Raw genomic sequence first — 16,398 nt, 5'->3', positions numbered from 1 at the left:
TGAGGGTGGCGGCGCTCACGGGGTGCCTGTGCTGCCGCAGCCGATGACACACTCGGTCGAGGCTCAATCCGCTTGCCGCGATCGCGGCGCGCAGCGCATCGGAGAACGGGCCGGTCACCAGGAGTTCCGCCAGTGGCGGTACGTCCGATCCGGCGTTGAGGCGTGGCTCTCGGTCACTTCATGCGGCGCCGAGCATCTGTTCTCCCCGTAGCCGGTCGGTAGGCCGAGTTCGACGCTAGCGAGACCCTCCTGGCTTGTCATCAGCGCGGTGAACGGTTCCAGATGTCGGGATGTGGCGTTCGGAGTGCACTCTGTTAACTGACAATAAGACACGCTTCCGAATCGTTCGACGTCCCGTCACGAGCCGATGCCTCGTGCGACACGGACCCCGGCCTGCGGAGGCGACTCCGCCGGTCGGGGTCTTCGCCGTGGCGGGTCCCTCCCGGCGCGCGAGTGCCACGCGGCGCGGCCGGGTCCCGATGTGCGTGCCTGCTCTCCTCGGCTCCCGTTCCCGGGCGTCCCCTGCCCTCGCGCGGTCGGCGTGGGGGTGCGCCGAGAGCATCGAGGTCACCCTCCCGGCCGGGTACGTCCGCTGAGGGTCTTCGGGGCTCCGACCAGCGGCGGTGCTGGTCGGCAGCCTCTCGGCAGATGATCTCTGTACCCGATCAGGGCATTGAGGATCGTTTCGACGGCGACGATCACGTAGGTGAGAAGCGGCCTTTCCTGATCAGGAGGCACCATGGTGATCGACGAGGTGACCGCGACGGTGCTCGGTGGCTGCGGGCTGCTGATCGGCGGTTCGTTGCTGATCTGGTTCAGCATCGTCGGAATCGAGAAGACTGTTCGGCCGGGCAGGCCCGCCGTGCCGCAGGCCCCGGTGTCGCCGCAGGCCCCGGTGTCTAGGCTGCGCATGCGTTCCCGAGGTCCTGCCGAGCCGCCCGTTGAGGTGCCTGCCGGGGTGCCTGCGGGGGTGTCGGTCGACCAGGGGGAGGACGTCTTCGGCGTGGCGGCGATCCTCCGGCGGTGTGACGGCGGGTCGGCTCGGCTGTCGAAGAGCGCATCCCCCGCAACGGCCCGACACGCTGCCGACCATGCTTCGCTGCTCGCGTCTCCGGTTCGGGGCGGCTCGCCCGCACCGAGTGGGCGGGCGGTGGACGTCCCTCGGGCGGTGCATCCCCGATGACCGGCCCGATGCTCATCGAACAGGACACGCTCCCCGAGGCCGGGATCATCCTCGACCGGCATCTCGCACTGGTCGACGACGGTCCGCCCGAGGACGGTGCGGCGCTGACCGCCTTGTGCGGAGTCCGGCTGACGGTCGGCCCGCCGCCCGCCGAGGTGCTGCCCGGCGTGCCCGCCGCGTACACCGCCGACTGTCCGTTCTGCCAGGACGTCCTCACCGCGACACTGCTCGACACGCAGGCCGAGGACCTCGATCGGACGCCTGCGGACTCCTCGGCCGCCGGTGAATCGCACCGAAGCGCCGGGACGGCGCCTCCGTTGATGGCGGTGCGGCTCTCACCGGGTGAGCCGGTGCATCTCTGCCGACTGCCGCTGGCCGGGCCGACCCTCACCGCGTCCTGCGGTGCGGCGCTCCCTCGGACGATGGTCGAGATCGTCGATCCCGGTGACGGCGTGCCGTGCACCTGCTGCCTGTTGACGTCGTCGGGGTCCGACGCCCTGCTCGAATGCCACCGCGCGGAGGACCGCGAATTCGACGCCGCCCCTGCTCGCCCGAGCCTGCTCGTTCCTGGCAGGCTCTGCGACGACTGATGCGCTGAGTCGGCGCCGTGCGGCGCCGGATCGCGTGCGCACCAGACCCTCTTCACAGTCGTGGAGTTCGACCGCATGTCCGGCCGGAACCCGAGCCGCCTCGTCCGCGCTTCGCCGGCGAGGCAGCAGGCACCGGGCACGGACTCTCCAGCCGACGGGAAGGGCCCGAACGATGACGGTCGACGATCACGACGTCGACGCACCCCTGTGGGAGGCGCTGAGCGCGCTCTATCTCACGGCGACCGAAGCCCTCGATCAGCTCCTCGCCACCCGCTACCGCCTGACGACTCCGGAGTATCACCTGCTCGCCGCGTTGTTCGCCGCCCCGGAGCCCCAGGCCGTCGTGGCGCTGAAGGGCCGCGTGTCGCCCGTCGGGCTTCGCGACACACTGCGTGGCCTCGTCGACGCAGGCCTGGTGCTCGTCGAGGGCTGCGGCGTGGACGAGCGGGTTCGACTCACCATCAACGGTCGGGATCGGGTGGGCGCCGCGCGCCGCGATGTCCGTGATGTCACCGACGGTGTCGCCGCGCCGCTGACGGCGCAGGAGCGCGGCACCCTGGGCGGGCTGCTACGGCGGATGCGATGCACGACGCCGGGTTCGCGGGAGTCGGACCGACAGATCGTCGGTGTCGCTGAGCCGACGACAGCAGGCGGCAGCCCGGTGCCCGAGACCTGCGACGTCTGAGAGCCTGTCTGTGATCCCCCTGGCCCCGTGCAACAGGAAAGTGGGGATTAAAGACAGACTCCGAGGTCGCCCGGGGAGCCGGTCGCGGCGCCGGCGGGACGCGGCCGGATCGCCGACGCGGTGACGAGTGGCGGCCGTGACGACGAACACGGACCTCGGCTTCGGATGCCGAGACAGCGTGTTCGGTGCGTTCGCCCGGCGATCGGGCGCTGTTCGCGGCTCGCGCACGAGACGGCCGACCGGCCGGATCGGCGAAGGCGTGCTTGCGTGGCGACCCGGTGGCGCGAGCCGTCCGGAGCAGTGCGGCTCCGGACGCCCCGCCGACCTCACCGGTCGCCGCTGCCGTCCGGCCCGGCCCGGCCGCCGCCTCGGACGACGTCGAGCGCGGCAGCAACGCAGGCAGTCTCCCGCGCCAACCGGGATGTGCCGCTCACAGCAGCAGCTGCGAGATCGTGTGGATCGCCAGGCCAGCGAGCGCGCCGACGACCGTGCCGTTGATCCGGATGAACTGAAGATCCCTGCCGACCTGCAGTTCGATCTTGCGGGATGTCTCCTCGCCGTCCCAGCGTTCGACCGTGTCGCTGATCAAGGTGGTGATCTCTCCCTGGTAGTTCGTCACCACGTAGACGGCGGCGCCCTCCAGCCACCCGTCGGCCTTCGCCCGCAGCGCGTCGTCCTTGACCAGCCGCTCGCCGAGCGAGCGGATCCCGCCTTCCACCCGAAGACGCAGTTCGCTGGAGGGGTCCTCGGCGGCGTCCAGGATGAGCTGCTTGATCCTGCTCCAGACTGAGCCCGCGAGGTTCTGCACCGCCGGGTGGTCGAGGACCTGCTGCTTGAACTGCTCCGCCTTGTCCATCGCGACCGGATCGTTCTGCAGGTCGGAGGCGAACTCGGTGAGGAACTTGTCCAGCATCTGCCGGACCTCGTGGTTCTTGTCCGTCTTGACCGCCCAGGCGAAGGCGAGGATCTCGTTGTAGATCCGATCGCCGACCATGTCGTCGACGAATCTCGGCGACCAGGACGGCGCCCGTTTGCTCACCAGCCCGCGCAGGCTCTCCCGATTGCGCTCCACCCACTCGTACGCGCGGTCGCAGAGCATGTCCACCAGTCGGTGATGTGACCGCTCCTCCACGACCTGTTCGAGGACCTTGCCGATCGGCGGGCCCCACGGGCGGTCGACGAGCTTGCGGAGCAGCGCCTGCTCCAGCACGGCCTGGACGTCCTCGTCTCGCAGCACGGTCACCGCGCCCCGAGTGGCCGCCGCCAGCTCGGAGGTGAGCCGGGCGGCGTTCTCCGGCTTCGCCAGCCACGTCCCGACTCGCCTGGCGACCTCGGCGCGCTTCAGCTTCTCCCTGATCACCTGTTCGGAGAGGAAGTTGGAGCCCACGAAGTCGCCGAGGCTCTTGCCGAGAGCGTCCTTCCGGGTCGGAATGATCGCCGTGTGCGGGATCGGCAGGCCCAGCGGTCGGCGGAACAACGCCGTCACCGCGAACCAGTCGGCGAGCGCACCGACCATGCCCGCCTCGGCCGCGGCACGCACGTAGCCGACCCAGGCGGCGGCGCCCTGGTTCTCCTGCCATCGGGCGATCACGTAGATCACCGATGCGACCAGCAGTAACCCGGTGGCGGCCGCCTTCATCCGGCGCAGGCTGCTGCGCTTGTCCAACTCGCTCGCGGTAAGTGGCTGCACGGGTCGATTCTCGCTCACCAGGACGCCTGACAGGATCAGAACTTGTGCGCACACCTGCTCTCGTCTCCCGACTTCAGCCGTTCACGTCGACGATCTTCGCCGAGATGACCGCCTCGGCGGTGCGAACCGGCGCCATCAACCTCGGTCAGGGGTTCCCCGACACGGACGGGCCGATGGGAATGCTCCAGATGGCCCGTCGGGCGATCGCGGAGGGCGTGAACCAGTACCCGCCGGGTCTCGGCAGGCCAGAACTGCGGCAGGCGATCGCGGATCATCGGCTGACGCAGTACGGCACCGAGTACGACCCCGACACCCAGGTGCTGGTCACCACGGGTGCGACCGAGGCCATCGCCGCCGCCCTGTTGGCGCTGGTCGAGCCGGGTGAGGAGGTCATCGTCATCGAGCCGTACTACGACTCCTACGCGGCGGCCATCGCGATGGCGGGCGGGGTGCGACGGGCGGTGCCGTTGCGGGCGAACCCCGACACCGGGCGCTTCGAGCTGGACCTGGTCGCCCTTCGCGCCGCCGTCGGCCCCGCCACCAGGGCGATCCTGGTGAACTCACCGCACAACCCCACGGGAACGGTCTTCAGCAGCGCGGAGCTGGCCGGGATCGCCGAGGTGTGTCGTGAGCACGACCTCCTGGCCATCACGGACGAGGTGTACGAGCACCTGATCTTCGACGACGCCAGGGAAGGGCATCGACATCGTTCGCTGGCCGCCCTGCCGGGGATGTCGGAGCGCACGCTCGCGATCTCCAGCGCAGGCAAGACCTTCAGTGCCACCGGCTGGAAGATCGGCTGGGTCTGCGGCTCCGTCGAGCTGGTCCACGCGGTCAAGGCCGCCAAGCAGTTCCTCACCTTCACCGGGGGTGCGCCCTTCCAGCCTGCCGTCGCGCACGCCCTGCGGCACGAGCTCGACTGGGTGGAGCGGATGCGCAAGGACCTGGCCGCCAAGCGGGATCGGCTGAGCGAGGGACTGGCCACGGCGGGCTTTGGCGTGCTGCCCAGCGAGGGCACCTACTTCGTGTGTGCCGACGTCCGGCCGTTGGGTTTCACCGACGGTGCCGACCTGTGCCGGGCACTGCCCGAGCAGATCGGGGTGGCGGCGATTCCGGTGCAGGCGTTCTGTGACGAGCCCGACATGGCTCGTCACCTGGTGCGTTTCGCGTTCTGCAAGCGCAACGAGATCCTCGATGAGGCGCTGCGGAGGCTGCGGCGTCTCTGAGGTCGGTGTCGTGCCCGCATGACGGCGGGCATCGGTGCCTGCCGGGCCCGGGTGGTGCCCGACGACCGCAGGCGCGGCCGGATCGGCGGCTCGCTGGCTCGACCGGGTGTCGGCCGCCTGCCTGCTCGGGACCGGCGACTTGGCAGGTGCGCGGCCTGCCTGCCGCCGCAGGCCGACGAGGGAGAAGGCGGCCGCTGCCCGACGACCTACCGAGGGCGGCGGCGGGTCCAGCTCGTCGAAGAGGGCGGCGAGTCTGCTCAGCAGGCCCTGATCGCCCTCGTTCACTCGGACCGCACCGTGTCGGGCGCGACGGGGCCTGATCCCGGTCCCGGTGCTCCGAGGCCGACGGCGGTCCGGGCCGCATCGGGGGCGGGCGCCGGGTCGTCGTGTCGGACGAGACCGGGACGTCCTTCGCCTGCGTCCCCGGGAGCAGCTGCGTCGCGGTGGGGGACCCGCCCTCCTGCCGCAGACTCGCTCGAGCGGGCCGACCGTGCAGTGGCCGGGCCCACCAGCGCGCGAAGCCGGGCGAGACACCGGTTCCTGGTCGGACCGACGCTGTTGGCAGGCATGTTCATCGCCTCCCCGACCTGGGCGTACGTCCAGTCGGGATGAAAGGCCATCGCGCGCAGCAGCCTGCGGCATCGGGCGGGCAGCCTGTTGAACGCCTGCCACAGCGCGCGGTCCTGTTCGGCGAGCAGGACGACGTTCTCCGGCGTCTCCTCCATCGGCCGATCGGCCTGTCTCGGCTCTGCGGGGTGTTCTTCCCAGGTCTGTTCGCGACGTCGCAGGGCCACCATGCGCAGTGACTCGCGGCGGGCCGTGGTCATGAGCCAGCCGGGGAGCTTCTTCGGCTCCCGCAACGAGGCCAGCCGTTCGGTGAGCCGCAGCCAGGTGGCCTGGCAGACGTCCATGGCATCGGCGTTGGGCAGTCGGTGTGCTCTGGCGACCGCCCAGATCAGTCGCGAGTAGCGCCGAACCAGGTCCTGCCAGGCCGTCCGGTCGCCGTCCATGGCACGCAGCACCAGCCGCTCGACGTCTCCCGTCGATGAGTGGGGTCGCACGTCTCCTACCTCCGATGTCGTCGTCCGCTGAGTCCGCGCTTGGAGCCTTCGCAGGTGGGACGGGCTCCGTTGATCGACTGAGAACGCCCGAAGGGGTGAGCGGCGCCCGCGTGCGGATCACTGGGCCGGGTGATGGCTGCCCGCGTGCCGCCGGTCCACCGCACGACTGACCGCCGTCATGTGTCGAGGGGTCTCCCGTCAGGAGTCGAGGCGGACGACCTGATCGTCGAGCACGCGCGAGTGGTGGCGATCGGTGCGCGAGTCCTGGTGGCGGAGCCTTCCCGAGGCTGCCGCGTCGATGCCGATCCGGCCGGGCAGTGCTGCTGCCTTTACGCCTGCTGAGGCGGGTGCCTGCCTTCGTCCTCGGCGCGGGCCGCGCAAAGAACACCGGGTGTATAGCTCAGGTGTATACACCCGGTGTACTGTGTGACCATGTCAATCAGCCAGACCCTTCTCGGGTTGCTCGAGAACGGGCCGAGGCACGGGTACGACCTCAAGCGCGCTTATGACGAACGCTTCGGTCGGGACCGTGCGCTGCACTACGGGCAGGTCTACTCGACCCTCGCGCGGCTGCTCCGCGACGGCCTGGTGGAGATCGACGGCATCGAGGCGGGCGACGGGCCGGAACGTAAGCGCTACGCCATTACCGAGGCGGGCCTGGCGCAGGTCACCGCCTGGTTGGAGACGCCGGAGAAGCCGGACTCCTATCTCCAGAACAAGCTCTACACCAAGGTCGTCCTCGCCCTGATGTCCGGGCGGGACGCCACCCTTCTGCTGGACGCGCAGCGGGCCGCTCACCTGGCGGTGATGCGCGACCTCACCCGCCGGAAGCGCGGCGCGGAGGTCACGGACCACATCGTCCTCGACTTCGCGCTCCTGCACCTTGAAGCCGACCTGAAGTGGCTCGACCTCGCCGCTTCCCGTCTCGGGCCGCTGGCCAAGGAGATTCAGTCATGACCACCGCGTCCGACCAGCCCGATTCGACCTCGGGTGCACCGATCCTCACCGGCGCCGACCTGCACCTGGACTTCGGCCAGACCCGTGCCCTGCGGGGAGCGGGGCTGTCGGTCTGTCCCGGCGAGATCGTCGCCGTGATGGGCACGTCCGGTTCCGGCAAGTCCACCCTGCTGCACTGCCTGGCGGGCATTCTCAGCCCGAAGTCCGGGTCGGTGACCTTCGCCGGGCGTGAGGTGACCGCGATGACCGACGTCGAGCGCAGCGCGCTGCGGCGCAGCGAGTTCGGCTTCGTCTTCCAGTTCGGGCAGCTCGTGCCGGAGCTGTCGATCGTCGAGAACGTGGCGCTGCCGCTGCGGCTGTGCGGTGTCAAGGGCAGACAGGCCGCCGTCGACGCCAAGGGGTGGCTCGACCGTCTCGACGTCGCACACATCGCCGACCACCGGCCCGGTGAGATCTCCGGCGGCCAGGGGCAGCGGGTGGCGATCGCACGGGCGCTGGTCGCGCGTCCGAAGGTGATCTTCGCCGACGAGCCGACCGGCGCGCTCGACACGTTGCAGGGCGAGCAGGTCATGACCCTGCTCACCGAGACGGCACGGGAGACCGACGCCGCCGTGGTGCTGGTGACCCACGAACCCACCGTCGCCGCCTTCGCCGACCGCGAGGTCATCGTCCGCGACGGCATGACCCGGTCGGGGGAGATCAAGGCGGAGGAGTTCGCCCGATGAACGGTGACCGACGCGGCGTGCTGCGCCGATGGGCCCAAGACCTGGCCCTGGGGGTCCGACTGGCTGTCGGGGGCAGTCGGACCCCCTGGGGCCGCATCTCGCTGACCGCGATCGGCGCGGGCCTCGGCGTGGCGGTGCTGTTACTGCTGGCCTCGGCGGGCTCGGTGGTCGAGCAGCGTGCCGCGCGGGAGTCCGCACGGGCGGCCGACCGAGGCTTCGAGATCACCGATCCCAGCACGGCGCTTCACATCTATGAGAACCACATCGACCACGGTGGAACACAGTTTCGAGCCTTCTTCGTCGACGTCGCCGGAAACAGCCCGGAGCCGCCGCCCGGAGTCGAACGGCTTCCCGGACCGGGTGAGATCGTCGCCTCGCCCGCCCTCGCCGAACTGCTGAACTCGCCGGACGGCGCGGGACTGAGCCGGCGTCTCGGCGACGAGGTCGTCGGCGTGATCGGCCGCGACGGCCTGCTGGACCCGCATGAGGTCATCGCCTACGTCGGCACCGATCAGCTCAGCGACCGCAGTCCCGACACCGCTGTGCGTGGATTCAATCTCGACGGCTGGGTCGGCTTCGGTCAGATCACACCGACGGCGATGATCATCCTGCTGGTCGGCGTCGCCGTCATGGTGGTGCCCGTCGTCGTGTTCGTGGCGAGCAGCACCCGACTGGCCGAGGCCGCCCGCGACCGACGGCTGGCGGCGCTGCGTCTCGTCGGCGCGGACGCCGGGCAGGTCCGGCGGATCGCAGCAGGCGAAGCACTCCTCGGCGCCGTCGGCGGGTTGATCGTCGGCTTCCTGGCGTTCTTCCCTGCTCGCGTTCTGCTGGAGCAGATCAGCATCCTGGAGTTCGGGGTCTTCGCCTCGGACCTGGTCCCCGCCTGGTGGGCGGTGCTCGCCATCGTCATCGGGCTGCCTGCCGTCGCGGTGACGACGGCCGTCGCGGCGATGCGGCGGACGGTCATCGAACCGTTGGGGGTGGTCCGCCGGACCCGGCCCGTCCGCCGGAGGCTCTGGTGGCGCCTCGTGCCGGTCGTCGCAGGCGCGGTCGGCATGGTCTACGCCAACCCTCGATGGGCGTCCGATTCGGTCGAGTCGGCGGCGCTCTTCAGCCTGTCCGTGGCGTTGTTGCTCATCGGGGTGCCCGCCCTGCTTCCCTGGCTGGTGGAGCGGGCGGTCGCCCGGCTGCGCGGAGGCCCGCTGCCCTGGCAGCTCGCGGTGCGCAGGCTTCAGCTGGATTCCGGCACGGCGGCCCGCGCAGTCAGCGGAGTCGCGGTGATCCTGGCAGGCATGATCGGATTACAGACGATCGTGGCCACCTCGCAGGCGGAGGTCCGCGCGAACGAGGCGGCCCGCGCCGAGCGGCTCGAATCCGCTGATCACTCGGATCATCTGATTCCCCAGAGTGAACGAGGGCTCTTCTCCGTGTACTCGGACCTTGACGACTCCACCGAACCCAGCTTTCAGGACCTGGTCGCCGCCTTAGCAGCCGAACCTGCCGTCGACGACATGTTCGTCGGCTGGACGATCAACCTGATGCAGGACGTTGGTGGATATCAGCGACGGGACCAGGCTGTCGTCGCCGACTGCGAGCAGCTCGCGAAGCTGAACGCCCTGCCCTTCTGCGAGCCGGGGGATTCCTTCGTCTTGACTGACCAGGAAGGTCAGGACCGTCCTGACGGGGTTGCGCCGATCGTGGGGGAGCATTTCCAGGCGGAGAACAACCCGGACTACGGGCGCTCGGAATTCACCATTCCGGCGGATGCACAATCGATCCCCTGGAGTCAGGAACGCTTTTTCTGGATGGACTACGATGCCCCTGCAGTACTGCTCACTCCCGAGGCGGCAGGGGAACTGCCTCCCCTGGACCTCCTCCACCAACGTCTGATCATCGCCGTCGACCCCACTGACCGTGACGCCGCCGAGGCGGCCCTCATCGCGGTGTCCGATGTCGATGCCCTCGCGCAGGTCGCCGACCTCGGCCGGGCGCTGCCCACGACGAGCGTCAGTGCGGAACAGCAGACGCTCGACACCATTCTGCTTGCGCTACTGGTGGCCGGAGTGCTGACCTTCTCCCTGATCGGCAGCAGCCTGCTGGTGGTGGCGATCGAGCAGATCGGGGAGCGACGGAGGCCGTTGGCGGTGATCTCCGCAGTAGGAGCGCCGCGCCGAACCCTGGCGATCTCCGTGCTGCTGCAGACGGTGATCCCGGTGGCGGCCGGGCTGGTGATCGCAGCGGTGATCGGGGTCACGATGGCGGTGCTGACACTCCTGCCCTCTGAGCAGGTTCCGCGATTCAGCCTGACGGGAATCGGCTTGATGGCCTTGGCCGCCCTGATCGTCACGGTGATCGTGACCCTGTGCACGCTGTCCAGCCTGCGGCGGGCAACTCGGCCGGAAGAGCTGCGGACGGAGTAGTCCCTACCGCGATGGCCCGGCCCGCCAGGTCTGGTGGGTCGGGCCCCGGTCCTGGGCGTGGGGGCTGCTGCGGCAGGCGGTGTCGACTCTGGTCAGAGGACCGTGGCATAGGCCCGCACGGACTCGTCGAGCCGAACCAGGAGCAGGAACGCGGACTCCAACTCCTCGGCCGCCCGGCTCAGTGCACCGACGGCTTCCCACGCCCGTTCGTCCACACTGCCCTGCCAGGCCTCGCGAAGCTCCGCAGCGGCGCCGACGCCTGCCGTCCGGTTCGCCGTCAATCGGGGAACCGGCAGGTCCGAGGCCACGGTCGTCAGCCGATCGAGAAGGTAACCGGCGGAGTGCATGAGACCACCTGTTCGCGTGTTGTTCCTGCGGTCGGGAGTCAGTGGGCGGGGTCGTCACGTGCGGGGCGCCGCAGGGTCCTCTCCTGCCGCTCTCGCCGCGATACGCCAGGGGAGGTCGAACCAGGCGATCTCGCCGGGGTAGACGATTCTGTTCGGTTCGTCCCAGGATTCGGCTTCGGCGGTGATGCGTTGCGCGGATTCTTCCGGTGACATCTGCCAGGGAACGAGGCCGTCGTCGGTCAGGTCTCCCGGCGTTATCCGGCCAGCGCGAATAAGGTGGCTCGCGATGGCCGCTGCCATTCGTAGCGCCTCAGCTTGGCTGGCGGTCAGGCGATGGGTGAAATGCATGATATCGGTCAGGTCCAGGTAGTCGTCCTCGGCGGCCTCCATGACGCCCTCGATTATCTCGCTGTCGATCATCCTAGTGGGCTCCCGATTGTCCATATCCACGTGGATTTTGAGCTTGCCAGTGGCGGTGTTGATATCGATGTCGGGTCGATGGAGCTGTTCGACTGTGTGGTCGGGAGTCAGTTGAGAAGAGGTCACGCGCGCGGCGCAGCAGGATCGTCTCCCGCCGCTCTGGCCGCGACACGTCGGGGCAGGTCAAACCAGGCGATATCTCCCGGATACACCTCCCGCTCTTCGTCGGCTTGGGAATTCGCTTCCGCGACTATTCGCGCGGCCGAGTCTCGGGGTGAGGTCGGCCAGGGGATGAGGCCTTCGTCGGTGAGGTCGCCTGGTACGACTCTGCCGGTGATGACTACATGCTCGGCGACGATGGCGGCGATGCGTAGCAGGGAGGGAACGTCGTCGGTCTGCTCGCGGAGGAGCGACATGATGTCAGTCATGTCGAGGTAGTCGTCCTCGACGACTTCCATGACCCCTTCGAGAATTTCATCGTTGATTACAAACACCATTTCTCCCGGTTGACATGGATCTTCAACTTCTCCATCTTTTCTGTCGTGATGTCAATCGTTGGGTCGGGCGATGTCGAAGCCTTGGTTCGGTAACCGATCTTGGTCCCGTCGGGAAGCCTTGTCATCGTCCCCCTTGTAGGTGGGGGAGGTCAATTTTCTCACCGCTGCGGGAAAGCTCCATAAATATCTCGTCAAGCTCTGCCACGCTACGTACCTCCCGCGTCGCGTACTTCTTGGATCCAGGCGCCTTTCGACCGATGTCCTCGCCATTGGTCCGAGCATGTTCCGTGGCGGTCTTGCCCTTCCAGCGGCCTGGTTGGGCCGGGGCGGCCTTCTCGTGCGGTGGTGCGGACTCCGTCGTCCGGCCCGTTGCGGCGACGGAGATTGCGGGTTCGGTGTCGTGGTCGGCGATGTAGGAGTGGGTGAGGTGGGTGGCGTGGTCGTAGAGGTCGGCGGCGTTGCCGATGGCGGTGAGGGCGTTCGCGAGGAGTTCGGGGGTGGCGGCGAGGTCGGGGTTGGTGGTCTCGGTGGCGAGTTGGGTGAGGAGAGGTTGGAGGTTGTCGGTGAGGTGGTGGTGGATCTCGCGGAGTTCGTCGGGTCGTAGGCCGGTGAGGGCGGCGCGGAGTCGGGCGATGACCTCGGGCATAGAGGTCATGGGCGCCGTCCGGGCCTCGGCGGCGGTGGCGGCACGGTCACAGGGTCGCCCCCTTGGTGATCACGGTCAGTGATCCATGGTGGCTGGCCCGTTGCGGAGACCGTCAAGGAACTGCACCCGGACGGGTGAGGAGACACCCCGAAGCCCGACGTGCTGTCGGGGAGAGTCGCTCGCTAGACGATCGGCACCGCGACGATCAGCACCGAGACGACCGTGCCTGCGCGTCGACGCGGGCCGATCAACGTCAGCCGATCAGCTCCCCGGGATCGGCTTCAGCCGCCTCAGCCCCGGTCCGTCCCCACCGCGTCGCCGATGCTCGCCAGCCCGGCCGCCCGCACCTTCCTGGCCAGGTCCCGGTGGATCCGACGCGGCCACAGCGGGCCGCCGTAGATCAACCCGGTGTAGGACTGCGCCAGCGTCGCTCCGGCGGTGATGCGCTCCCAGACGTCGTCGGCGGTCTCGATGCCGCCCACGGCGATCAACACCAGTCGATCGCCGACCTTCGCCCGGAGCCTGCGCAGCACCGCAAGGGATCGGGCCTTGACCGGCGCCCCGGAGAGACCGCCTGCGCCCAGCCTCGCGACCTCGGCCTCGGCGGTCCGCAGGCCCTCCCGCGAGATGGTCGTGTTGGTGGCGATGATCCCGTCCAGGCCTAGTTCCAACGCCAGTTCGGCCACCGCGTCGACGTCGGTGTCGGACAGGTCCGGGGCGATCTTCACCAGCAACGGGACTCGGCGCCGAGTCGTCTCGTCCAGCGCGGTGCGCACGGCGATCAGCAGCGGACGCAGTTGCTCCACCGCCTGGAGGTTCCGCAGGCCCGGTGTGTTCGGCGAACTGACGTTGACGACGACGTAATCCGCGAGGCCCCCGAGGCGTTGCGCGCTGCGCACGTAGTCGGCGGCGGCCTCGGCCTCCTCGACGACCTTGGTCTTGCCGATGTTGACGCCGACGACCGTCTCGTGTGGCGTCGGCCTGCGGCGAAGGGTGCCTGCCGCGACGTCGGAGCCCGCGTTGTTGAAGCCCATCCGGTTCACCAGTGCTCGATCCGCCGGGAGACGGAACAGCCGGGGTTCGGGATTGCCCGGCTGGGCCTGTCCGGTCACCGTGCCGATCTCGACGAATCCGAAGCCCAGCGCGCCCAGCGCGTCGGCTCCTCGCCCGTCCTTGTCGAAGCCTGCCGCCAGGCCGAGCGGGCCGGGCAGGTCGAGGCCGAGGGCGCGGACCCGCAATGCGGGATCACGGGGCGACAGCCACCGACGCAGCAGCGCACGGACGCCGGGCACGGCCGCCAGTATCCGCAGCGCACCGAAACTCAGCCGGTGGGCCGCCTCGGCGGGCACTCGGCTCAGGACCAGGGAATACAGGACTCGGTACATCAATCCGAGGACGCTACCCGGTGGCGGGCGCCTCGGATCGACCCGGCCTGCCGACGGGCGTGGATCCGTCGGGCTGCGCCGCCGCTGCGACGGCGCAGTCGAACGGGCCACGCCCACCGGGTCGGCCGGGCCTGCGGTCTCAGAGCCTGTCTTTGGTCCCCTGGCCCCGCGCAACAGGACAGTGGGGATCAAAGACAGGCTCTCAGTGCTGCGCTGCGGCGTACGCCTCCAGCGAGGCGAGCTGAGCCGGGTCCAGCGAGGGGCGGACGCCTTGGCGCGCCGTGTCCAGATGCGCCGAGGTCACCTCGGCGGCCGCGAGGTCCTCGCGCATCGCCGTCAAAGCGGCCTCGCGGATCAACGCCGTGCAGTCCGCCGCCGAGTATCCCGACAGCCCGGCCGCGAGCGCCGTGAGGTCGACGTCCTCGGCCAACGGCGTGTTCTTCGCCGCCGACTCGAGGATGGCCGTTCGCGCGTCGGCGTCCGGCGGCGGCACGTAGACCAGGCGCTCCAGTCTGCCGGGTCGCAGCAGCGCCGGGTCGATCAGCTCGGGCCGGTTCGTCGCCGCGACGACCACGACCTCCCGCATCGGCTCCACACCGTCGATCTCGGTCAGCAGCGCCGCCACCACCCGGTCGGCCACCCCGCTGTCTCCCGACTGCCCTCGGCGCGGGGCCAGTGCGTCGACCTCGTCGAGGAACACCAGCGCCGGGGCCGCCTCGGCCGCGCGGTGGAACAGCTCGCGCACGGCTCGTTCCGACTCGCCCACCCACTTGTCCAGCAGCTCGGCGCCCTTGACGGACAGCACGTTGAGCGCCCCGGTGCCCGCCAACGCCCGGACGAGGAAGGTCTTCCCGCACCCGGGCGGCCCGTACAGCAGCACGCCGCGCGGCGGCCGCACCCCGAGCCGGGCGAAGGAGTCCGGGTACTGCAACGGCCAGAGGACCGCCTCGGTCAGCGACTGCTTGGTCTCGGCCATGTCCCCGACGTCGTCCAGGGTCAGACCGCCGGTCTGGAGCGAGTCGGTGGTGGACATCGCGATGGGGCGGACCGTGCGCAGGGCGTCGAGCAGGTCCTGCTGCTCGATGCGCGGCCCGTCGTCCTCGCCGGAGTCGGCCTCCGGGTGCCGCAGCGCAGCCTGCACCGCCGCGTCTCGGCGCAGGGCGACCAGGTCGGCCGCCACGAACCCCGGGGTGCGTTCGGCGATCACCGACAGGTCGACGTCGTCGGACGAGGGGACGTCCCGCAGCAGCATCCGCAGCAGTTCGGTCCTGGTGCGCGCGTCGGGTGGCGCGAGGCTCAGTTCGCGGTCGAGCAGGTCGGCCGCCCGCAGCCGGGGGTCGACCGACTCGGGATGGGAGCTCGTCGCGATGAGCGTCACCTTGGGAAGCCCGCTGATGCCTCGGAGCGCGTCGAGGACGACCGTCGCCAGCGGCGGCGGGTCGGTCGCGGGCAGCAGCGACTCCGCGTCGGTGAGCAGCAGCACCACCGACCTGCCCTGCTGCGCCGCAGCACGGACCGCCGCCGTCGCGTCGTGCACCAGCTGCGAGGCCGCGCCTGCCTCGATCGCGACGACGCTCGGGGCGGCCAGCTCGACGAGATCGGCGTGCACGCTCGTGGTCACGGACCGCACCAGCGTGGCCTTGCCGACGCCCTCGGGACCGGTGACCAGGACGCCGAGCCGAGGTTGTGCGCCCAACTTCGCCAGCAGCTCCGGCCGGTTGATGGTCAGCCGAAGCCATTCGCCCAGCAGCTTCGCCGCGCTCTGGGCGCCGACGAGGTCGGCTATCGCGGGCGGTTGGGAACGTTCGCCGGACTCCTGTTCGGACGGGGAGACGACGACGCCGTCGATGGTCCCGTCCGCCGAACTCGACGTCCCGTTCCGGGCGGGCACCGTGCGCAGGCCGGGCGAGCCGACACCGGCGGGGGCGAACCCGGCGGCTGCGGCCACCGGCTGCGCGACGCCTGCGGCCGCGGCCGCGCCCGAACCGGCTCGCCAGGACACCACCGTCGAGGGCTGCACGGCGATCGCGCCGGGCGGATCGACCGAGGTGATGGTCAGCAGTTCGTTCGTCCAGGTCAGGCCGATGGCACCGGAGAGGCGGCGGCGTGCGTCACTGACGTTCGCCCCGGCGGGCGGCGCGAGGTCCTGCGGCAGCAGGGACACCGAGTCGCCCTGGCTGATCACCTTGCCGATGAGCGCGAGTCGGACCGTCTCCGGCGACAGCGCGGCCGTCGCGAGGCGCGAGCCCGCCACCGTGACCGACCGGCCCGCACTCACCTCGACCGGGGCCACCACCACCTCGGAGCCCTCGGTGAGTCCGAGGTTGGCCAAGGTCACGTCGTCGACCAGCACCACACCGGGCCCGGTGTTGCCCGCGGTCCCCGGCTCGATGGCGGCTGCCAGCGCGGCCGTCACCCTGGCGCCGGTGAGCCGGACGGCGTCCCAGGCGTGCAGGCCCAGCGCGTCGAGCACCTCGCGGTGCAGACGGACGACGCCTCGGCGGGTGTCCAACGCGGATGGCGAGAGTCTCGTGGTCAGCGTGATCACGGGTCCACCCTACGGTCG

Annotated in this window: 15 protein-coding genes; 7 read left to right on the top strand and 8 right to left on the bottom strand. The window is 70.0% G+C overall.

Annotated elements, in window-relative coordinates:
- Positions 1 to 739 precede the first annotated feature (739 nt).
- From UA74_RS28810 to UA74_RS28800, 3 genes are all read left to right on the top strand, one after another.
- Positions 740 to 1,183 carry a hypothetical protein gene (locus UA74_RS28810; RefSeq protein ID WP_075742987.1) on the top strand — a complete coding sequence of 148 codons (444 nt, stop codon included), beginning with the start codon at positions 740 to 742 and terminating at the stop codon, positions 1,181 to 1,183.
- Positions 1,180 to 1,773 carry a hypothetical protein gene (locus tag UA74_RS28805; protein WP_075742986.1) on the top strand — a complete coding sequence of 198 codons (594 nt, stop codon included), beginning with the start codon at positions 1,180 to 1,182 and terminating at the stop codon, positions 1,771 to 1,773. Before UA74_RS28810 ends, UA74_RS28805 begins: the two co-directional genes overlap by 4 nt.
- 172 nt (positions 1,774 to 1,945) lie before the next feature.
- Positions 1,946 to 2,458 carry a MarR family winged helix-turn-helix transcriptional regulator gene (locus tag UA74_RS28800; protein ID WP_075742985.1) on the top strand — a complete coding sequence of 171 codons (513 nt, stop codon included), beginning with the start codon at positions 1,946 to 1,948 and terminating at the stop codon, positions 2,456 to 2,458.
- A gap of 430 nt (positions 2,459 to 2,888) precedes the next feature.
- Here UA74_RS28800 and UA74_RS28795 read toward each other — a convergent pair whose 3' ends face one another.
- Entirely contained in the window at positions 2,889 to 4,097 is a 1,209-nt protein-coding gene (locus UA74_RS28795; protein WP_083684184.1) for a DUF445 domain-containing protein, read from the bottom strand.
- 95 nt (positions 4,098 to 4,192) lie between these two features.
- Here UA74_RS28795 and UA74_RS28790 point away from each other — a divergent pair, with 95 nt between their 5' ends.
- Positions 4,193 to 5,374, top strand: coding sequence for a pyridoxal phosphate-dependent aminotransferase (locus UA74_RS28790; RefSeq protein WP_075742984.1), 1,182 nt, complete (start codon positions 4,193 to 4,195; stop codon positions 5,372 to 5,374).
- A 281-nt stretch (positions 5,375 to 5,655) separates the two neighbouring features.
- Here UA74_RS28790 and UA74_RS28785 read toward each other — a convergent pair whose 3' ends face one another.
- Positions 5,656 to 6,435 carry an RNA polymerase sigma factor gene (locus UA74_RS28785; protein WP_075742983.1) on the bottom strand — a complete coding sequence of 260 codons (780 nt, stop codon included), beginning with the start codon at positions 6,433 to 6,435 and terminating at the stop codon, positions 5,656 to 5,658.
- A 432-nt stretch (positions 6,436 to 6,867) separates the two neighbouring features.
- Here UA74_RS28785 and UA74_RS28780 point away from each other — a divergent pair, with 432 nt between their 5' ends.
- From UA74_RS28780 to UA74_RS28770, 3 genes are read left to right on the top strand one after another with little or no spacing between them, the layout of a single operon-like run.
- Positions 6,868 to 7,392: a PadR family transcriptional regulator gene (locus UA74_RS28780; protein ID WP_075744353.1), complete on the top strand. Its 525-nt coding sequence runs from the start codon at positions 6,868 to 6,870 to the stop codon at positions 7,390 to 7,392.
- Complete coding sequence (locus tag UA74_RS28775; RefSeq protein WP_075742982.1) at positions 7,389 to 8,117, top strand: ABC transporter ATP-binding protein; 729 nt, start codon at positions 7,389 to 7,391, stop codon at positions 8,115 to 8,117. The genes UA74_RS28780 and UA74_RS28775 overlap by 4 nt, the downstream gene beginning before the upstream one ends.
- On the top strand, positions 8,114 to 10,537 hold the full coding sequence (locus tag UA74_RS28770) for an ABC transporter permease (RefSeq protein WP_075742981.1): 2,424 nt from the start codon (positions 8,114 to 8,116) through the stop codon (positions 10,535 to 10,537). The genes UA74_RS28775 and UA74_RS28770 overlap by 4 nt, the downstream gene beginning before the upstream one ends.
- Positions 10,538 to 10,629: 92 nt before the next feature.
- On the opposite strand, the gene UA74_RS28765 is transcribed toward UA74_RS28770, so the two are convergent.
- The 6 genes from UA74_RS28765 to UA74_RS28740 form a co-directional block, all read right to left on the bottom strand.
- Positions 10,630 to 10,884, bottom strand: coding sequence for a hypothetical protein (locus UA74_RS28765; RefSeq protein ID WP_075742980.1), 255 nt, complete (start codon positions 10,882 to 10,884; stop codon positions 10,630 to 10,632).
- Between the two features lie 54 nt (positions 10,885 to 10,938).
- Positions 10,939 to 11,430: a hypothetical protein gene (locus UA74_RS28760; RefSeq protein WP_075742979.1), complete on the bottom strand. Its 492-nt coding sequence runs from the start codon at positions 11,428 to 11,430 to the stop codon at positions 10,939 to 10,941.
- Positions 11,427 to 11,801, bottom strand: coding sequence for a hypothetical protein (locus tag UA74_RS28755; RefSeq protein WP_083683770.1), 375 nt, complete (start codon positions 11,799 to 11,801; stop codon positions 11,427 to 11,429). Before UA74_RS28755 ends, UA74_RS28760 begins: the two co-directional genes overlap by 4 nt.
- Positions 11,802 to 11,922: 121 nt before the next feature.
- On the bottom strand, positions 11,923 to 12,456 hold the full coding sequence (locus UA74_RS28750; RefSeq protein WP_075742978.1) for a hypothetical protein: 534 nt from the start codon (positions 12,454 to 12,456) through the stop codon (positions 11,923 to 11,925).
- 281 nt (positions 12,457 to 12,737) lie between these two features.
- Complete coding sequence (locus UA74_RS28745) at positions 12,738 to 13,832, bottom strand: quinone-dependent dihydroorotate dehydrogenase (RefSeq protein ID WP_198043189.1); 1,095 nt, start codon at positions 13,830 to 13,832, stop codon at positions 12,738 to 12,740.
- A 202-nt stretch (positions 13,833 to 14,034) separates the two neighbouring features.
- Positions 14,035 to 16,380, bottom strand: a complete 2,346-nt coding sequence (locus UA74_RS28740; protein WP_075742976.1) for an AAA family ATPase — start codon at positions 16,378 to 16,380, stop codon at positions 14,035 to 14,037.
- Positions 16,381 to 16,398 lie beyond the last annotated feature (18 nt).

It is taken from the genome of Actinoalloteichus fjordicus, assembly GCF_001941625.1.
GTDB lineage: Bacteria > Actinomycetota > Actinomycetes > Mycobacteriales > Pseudonocardiaceae > Actinoalloteichus_A > Actinoalloteichus_A fjordicus.
The sequence above is the reverse complement of the archived record's forward strand: the minus strand, read 5'-3'. Positions and strand labels throughout refer to the sequence as shown.

Excerpts from the sequence above, each read along its gene's own strand:
- UA74_RS28805 (WP_075742986.1), top strand. The coding sequence starts at position 1,180 with ATGACCGGCCCGATGCTCATCGAACAGGACACGCTCCCCGAGGCCGGG.
- UA74_RS28800 (WP_075742985.1), top strand. The coding sequence starts at position 1,946 with ATGACGGTCGACGATCACGACGTCGACGCACCCCTGTGGGAGGCGCTG.
- UA74_RS28745 (WP_198043189.1), bottom strand. The coding sequence starts at position 13,832 with ATGTACCGAGTCCTGTATTCCCTGGTCCTGAGCCGAGTGCCCGCCGAG.
- UA74_RS28780 (WP_075744353.1), top strand. The coding sequence starts at position 6,868 with ATGTCAATCAGCCAGACCCTTCTCGGGTTGCTCGAGAACGGGCCGAGG.
- UA74_RS28755 (WP_083683770.1), bottom strand. The coding sequence starts at position 11,801 with ATGGTGTTTGTAATCAACGATGAAATTCTCGAAGGGGTCATGGAAGTC.
- UA74_RS28750 (WP_075742978.1), bottom strand. The coding sequence starts at position 12,456 with ATGACCTCTATGCCCGAGGTCATCGCCCGACTCCGCGCCGCCCTCACC.
- UA74_RS28795 (WP_083684184.1), bottom strand. The coding sequence starts at position 4,097 with ATGAAGGCGGCCGCCACCGGGTTACTGCTGGTCGCATCGGTGATCTAC.
- UA74_RS28765 (WP_075742980.1), bottom strand. The coding sequence starts at position 10,884 with ATGCACTCCGCCGGTTACCTTCTCGATCGGCTGACGACCGTGGCCTCG.
- UA74_RS28775 (WP_075742982.1), top strand. The coding sequence starts at position 7,389 with ATGACCACCGCGTCCGACCAGCCCGATTCGACCTCGGGTGCACCGATC.
- UA74_RS28770 (WP_075742981.1), top strand. The coding sequence starts at position 8,114 with ATGAACGGTGACCGACGCGGCGTGCTGCGCCGATGGGCCCAAGACCTG.
- UA74_RS28810 (WP_075742987.1), top strand. The coding sequence starts at position 740 with ATGGTGATCGACGAGGTGACCGCGACGGTGCTCGGTGGCTGCGGGCTG.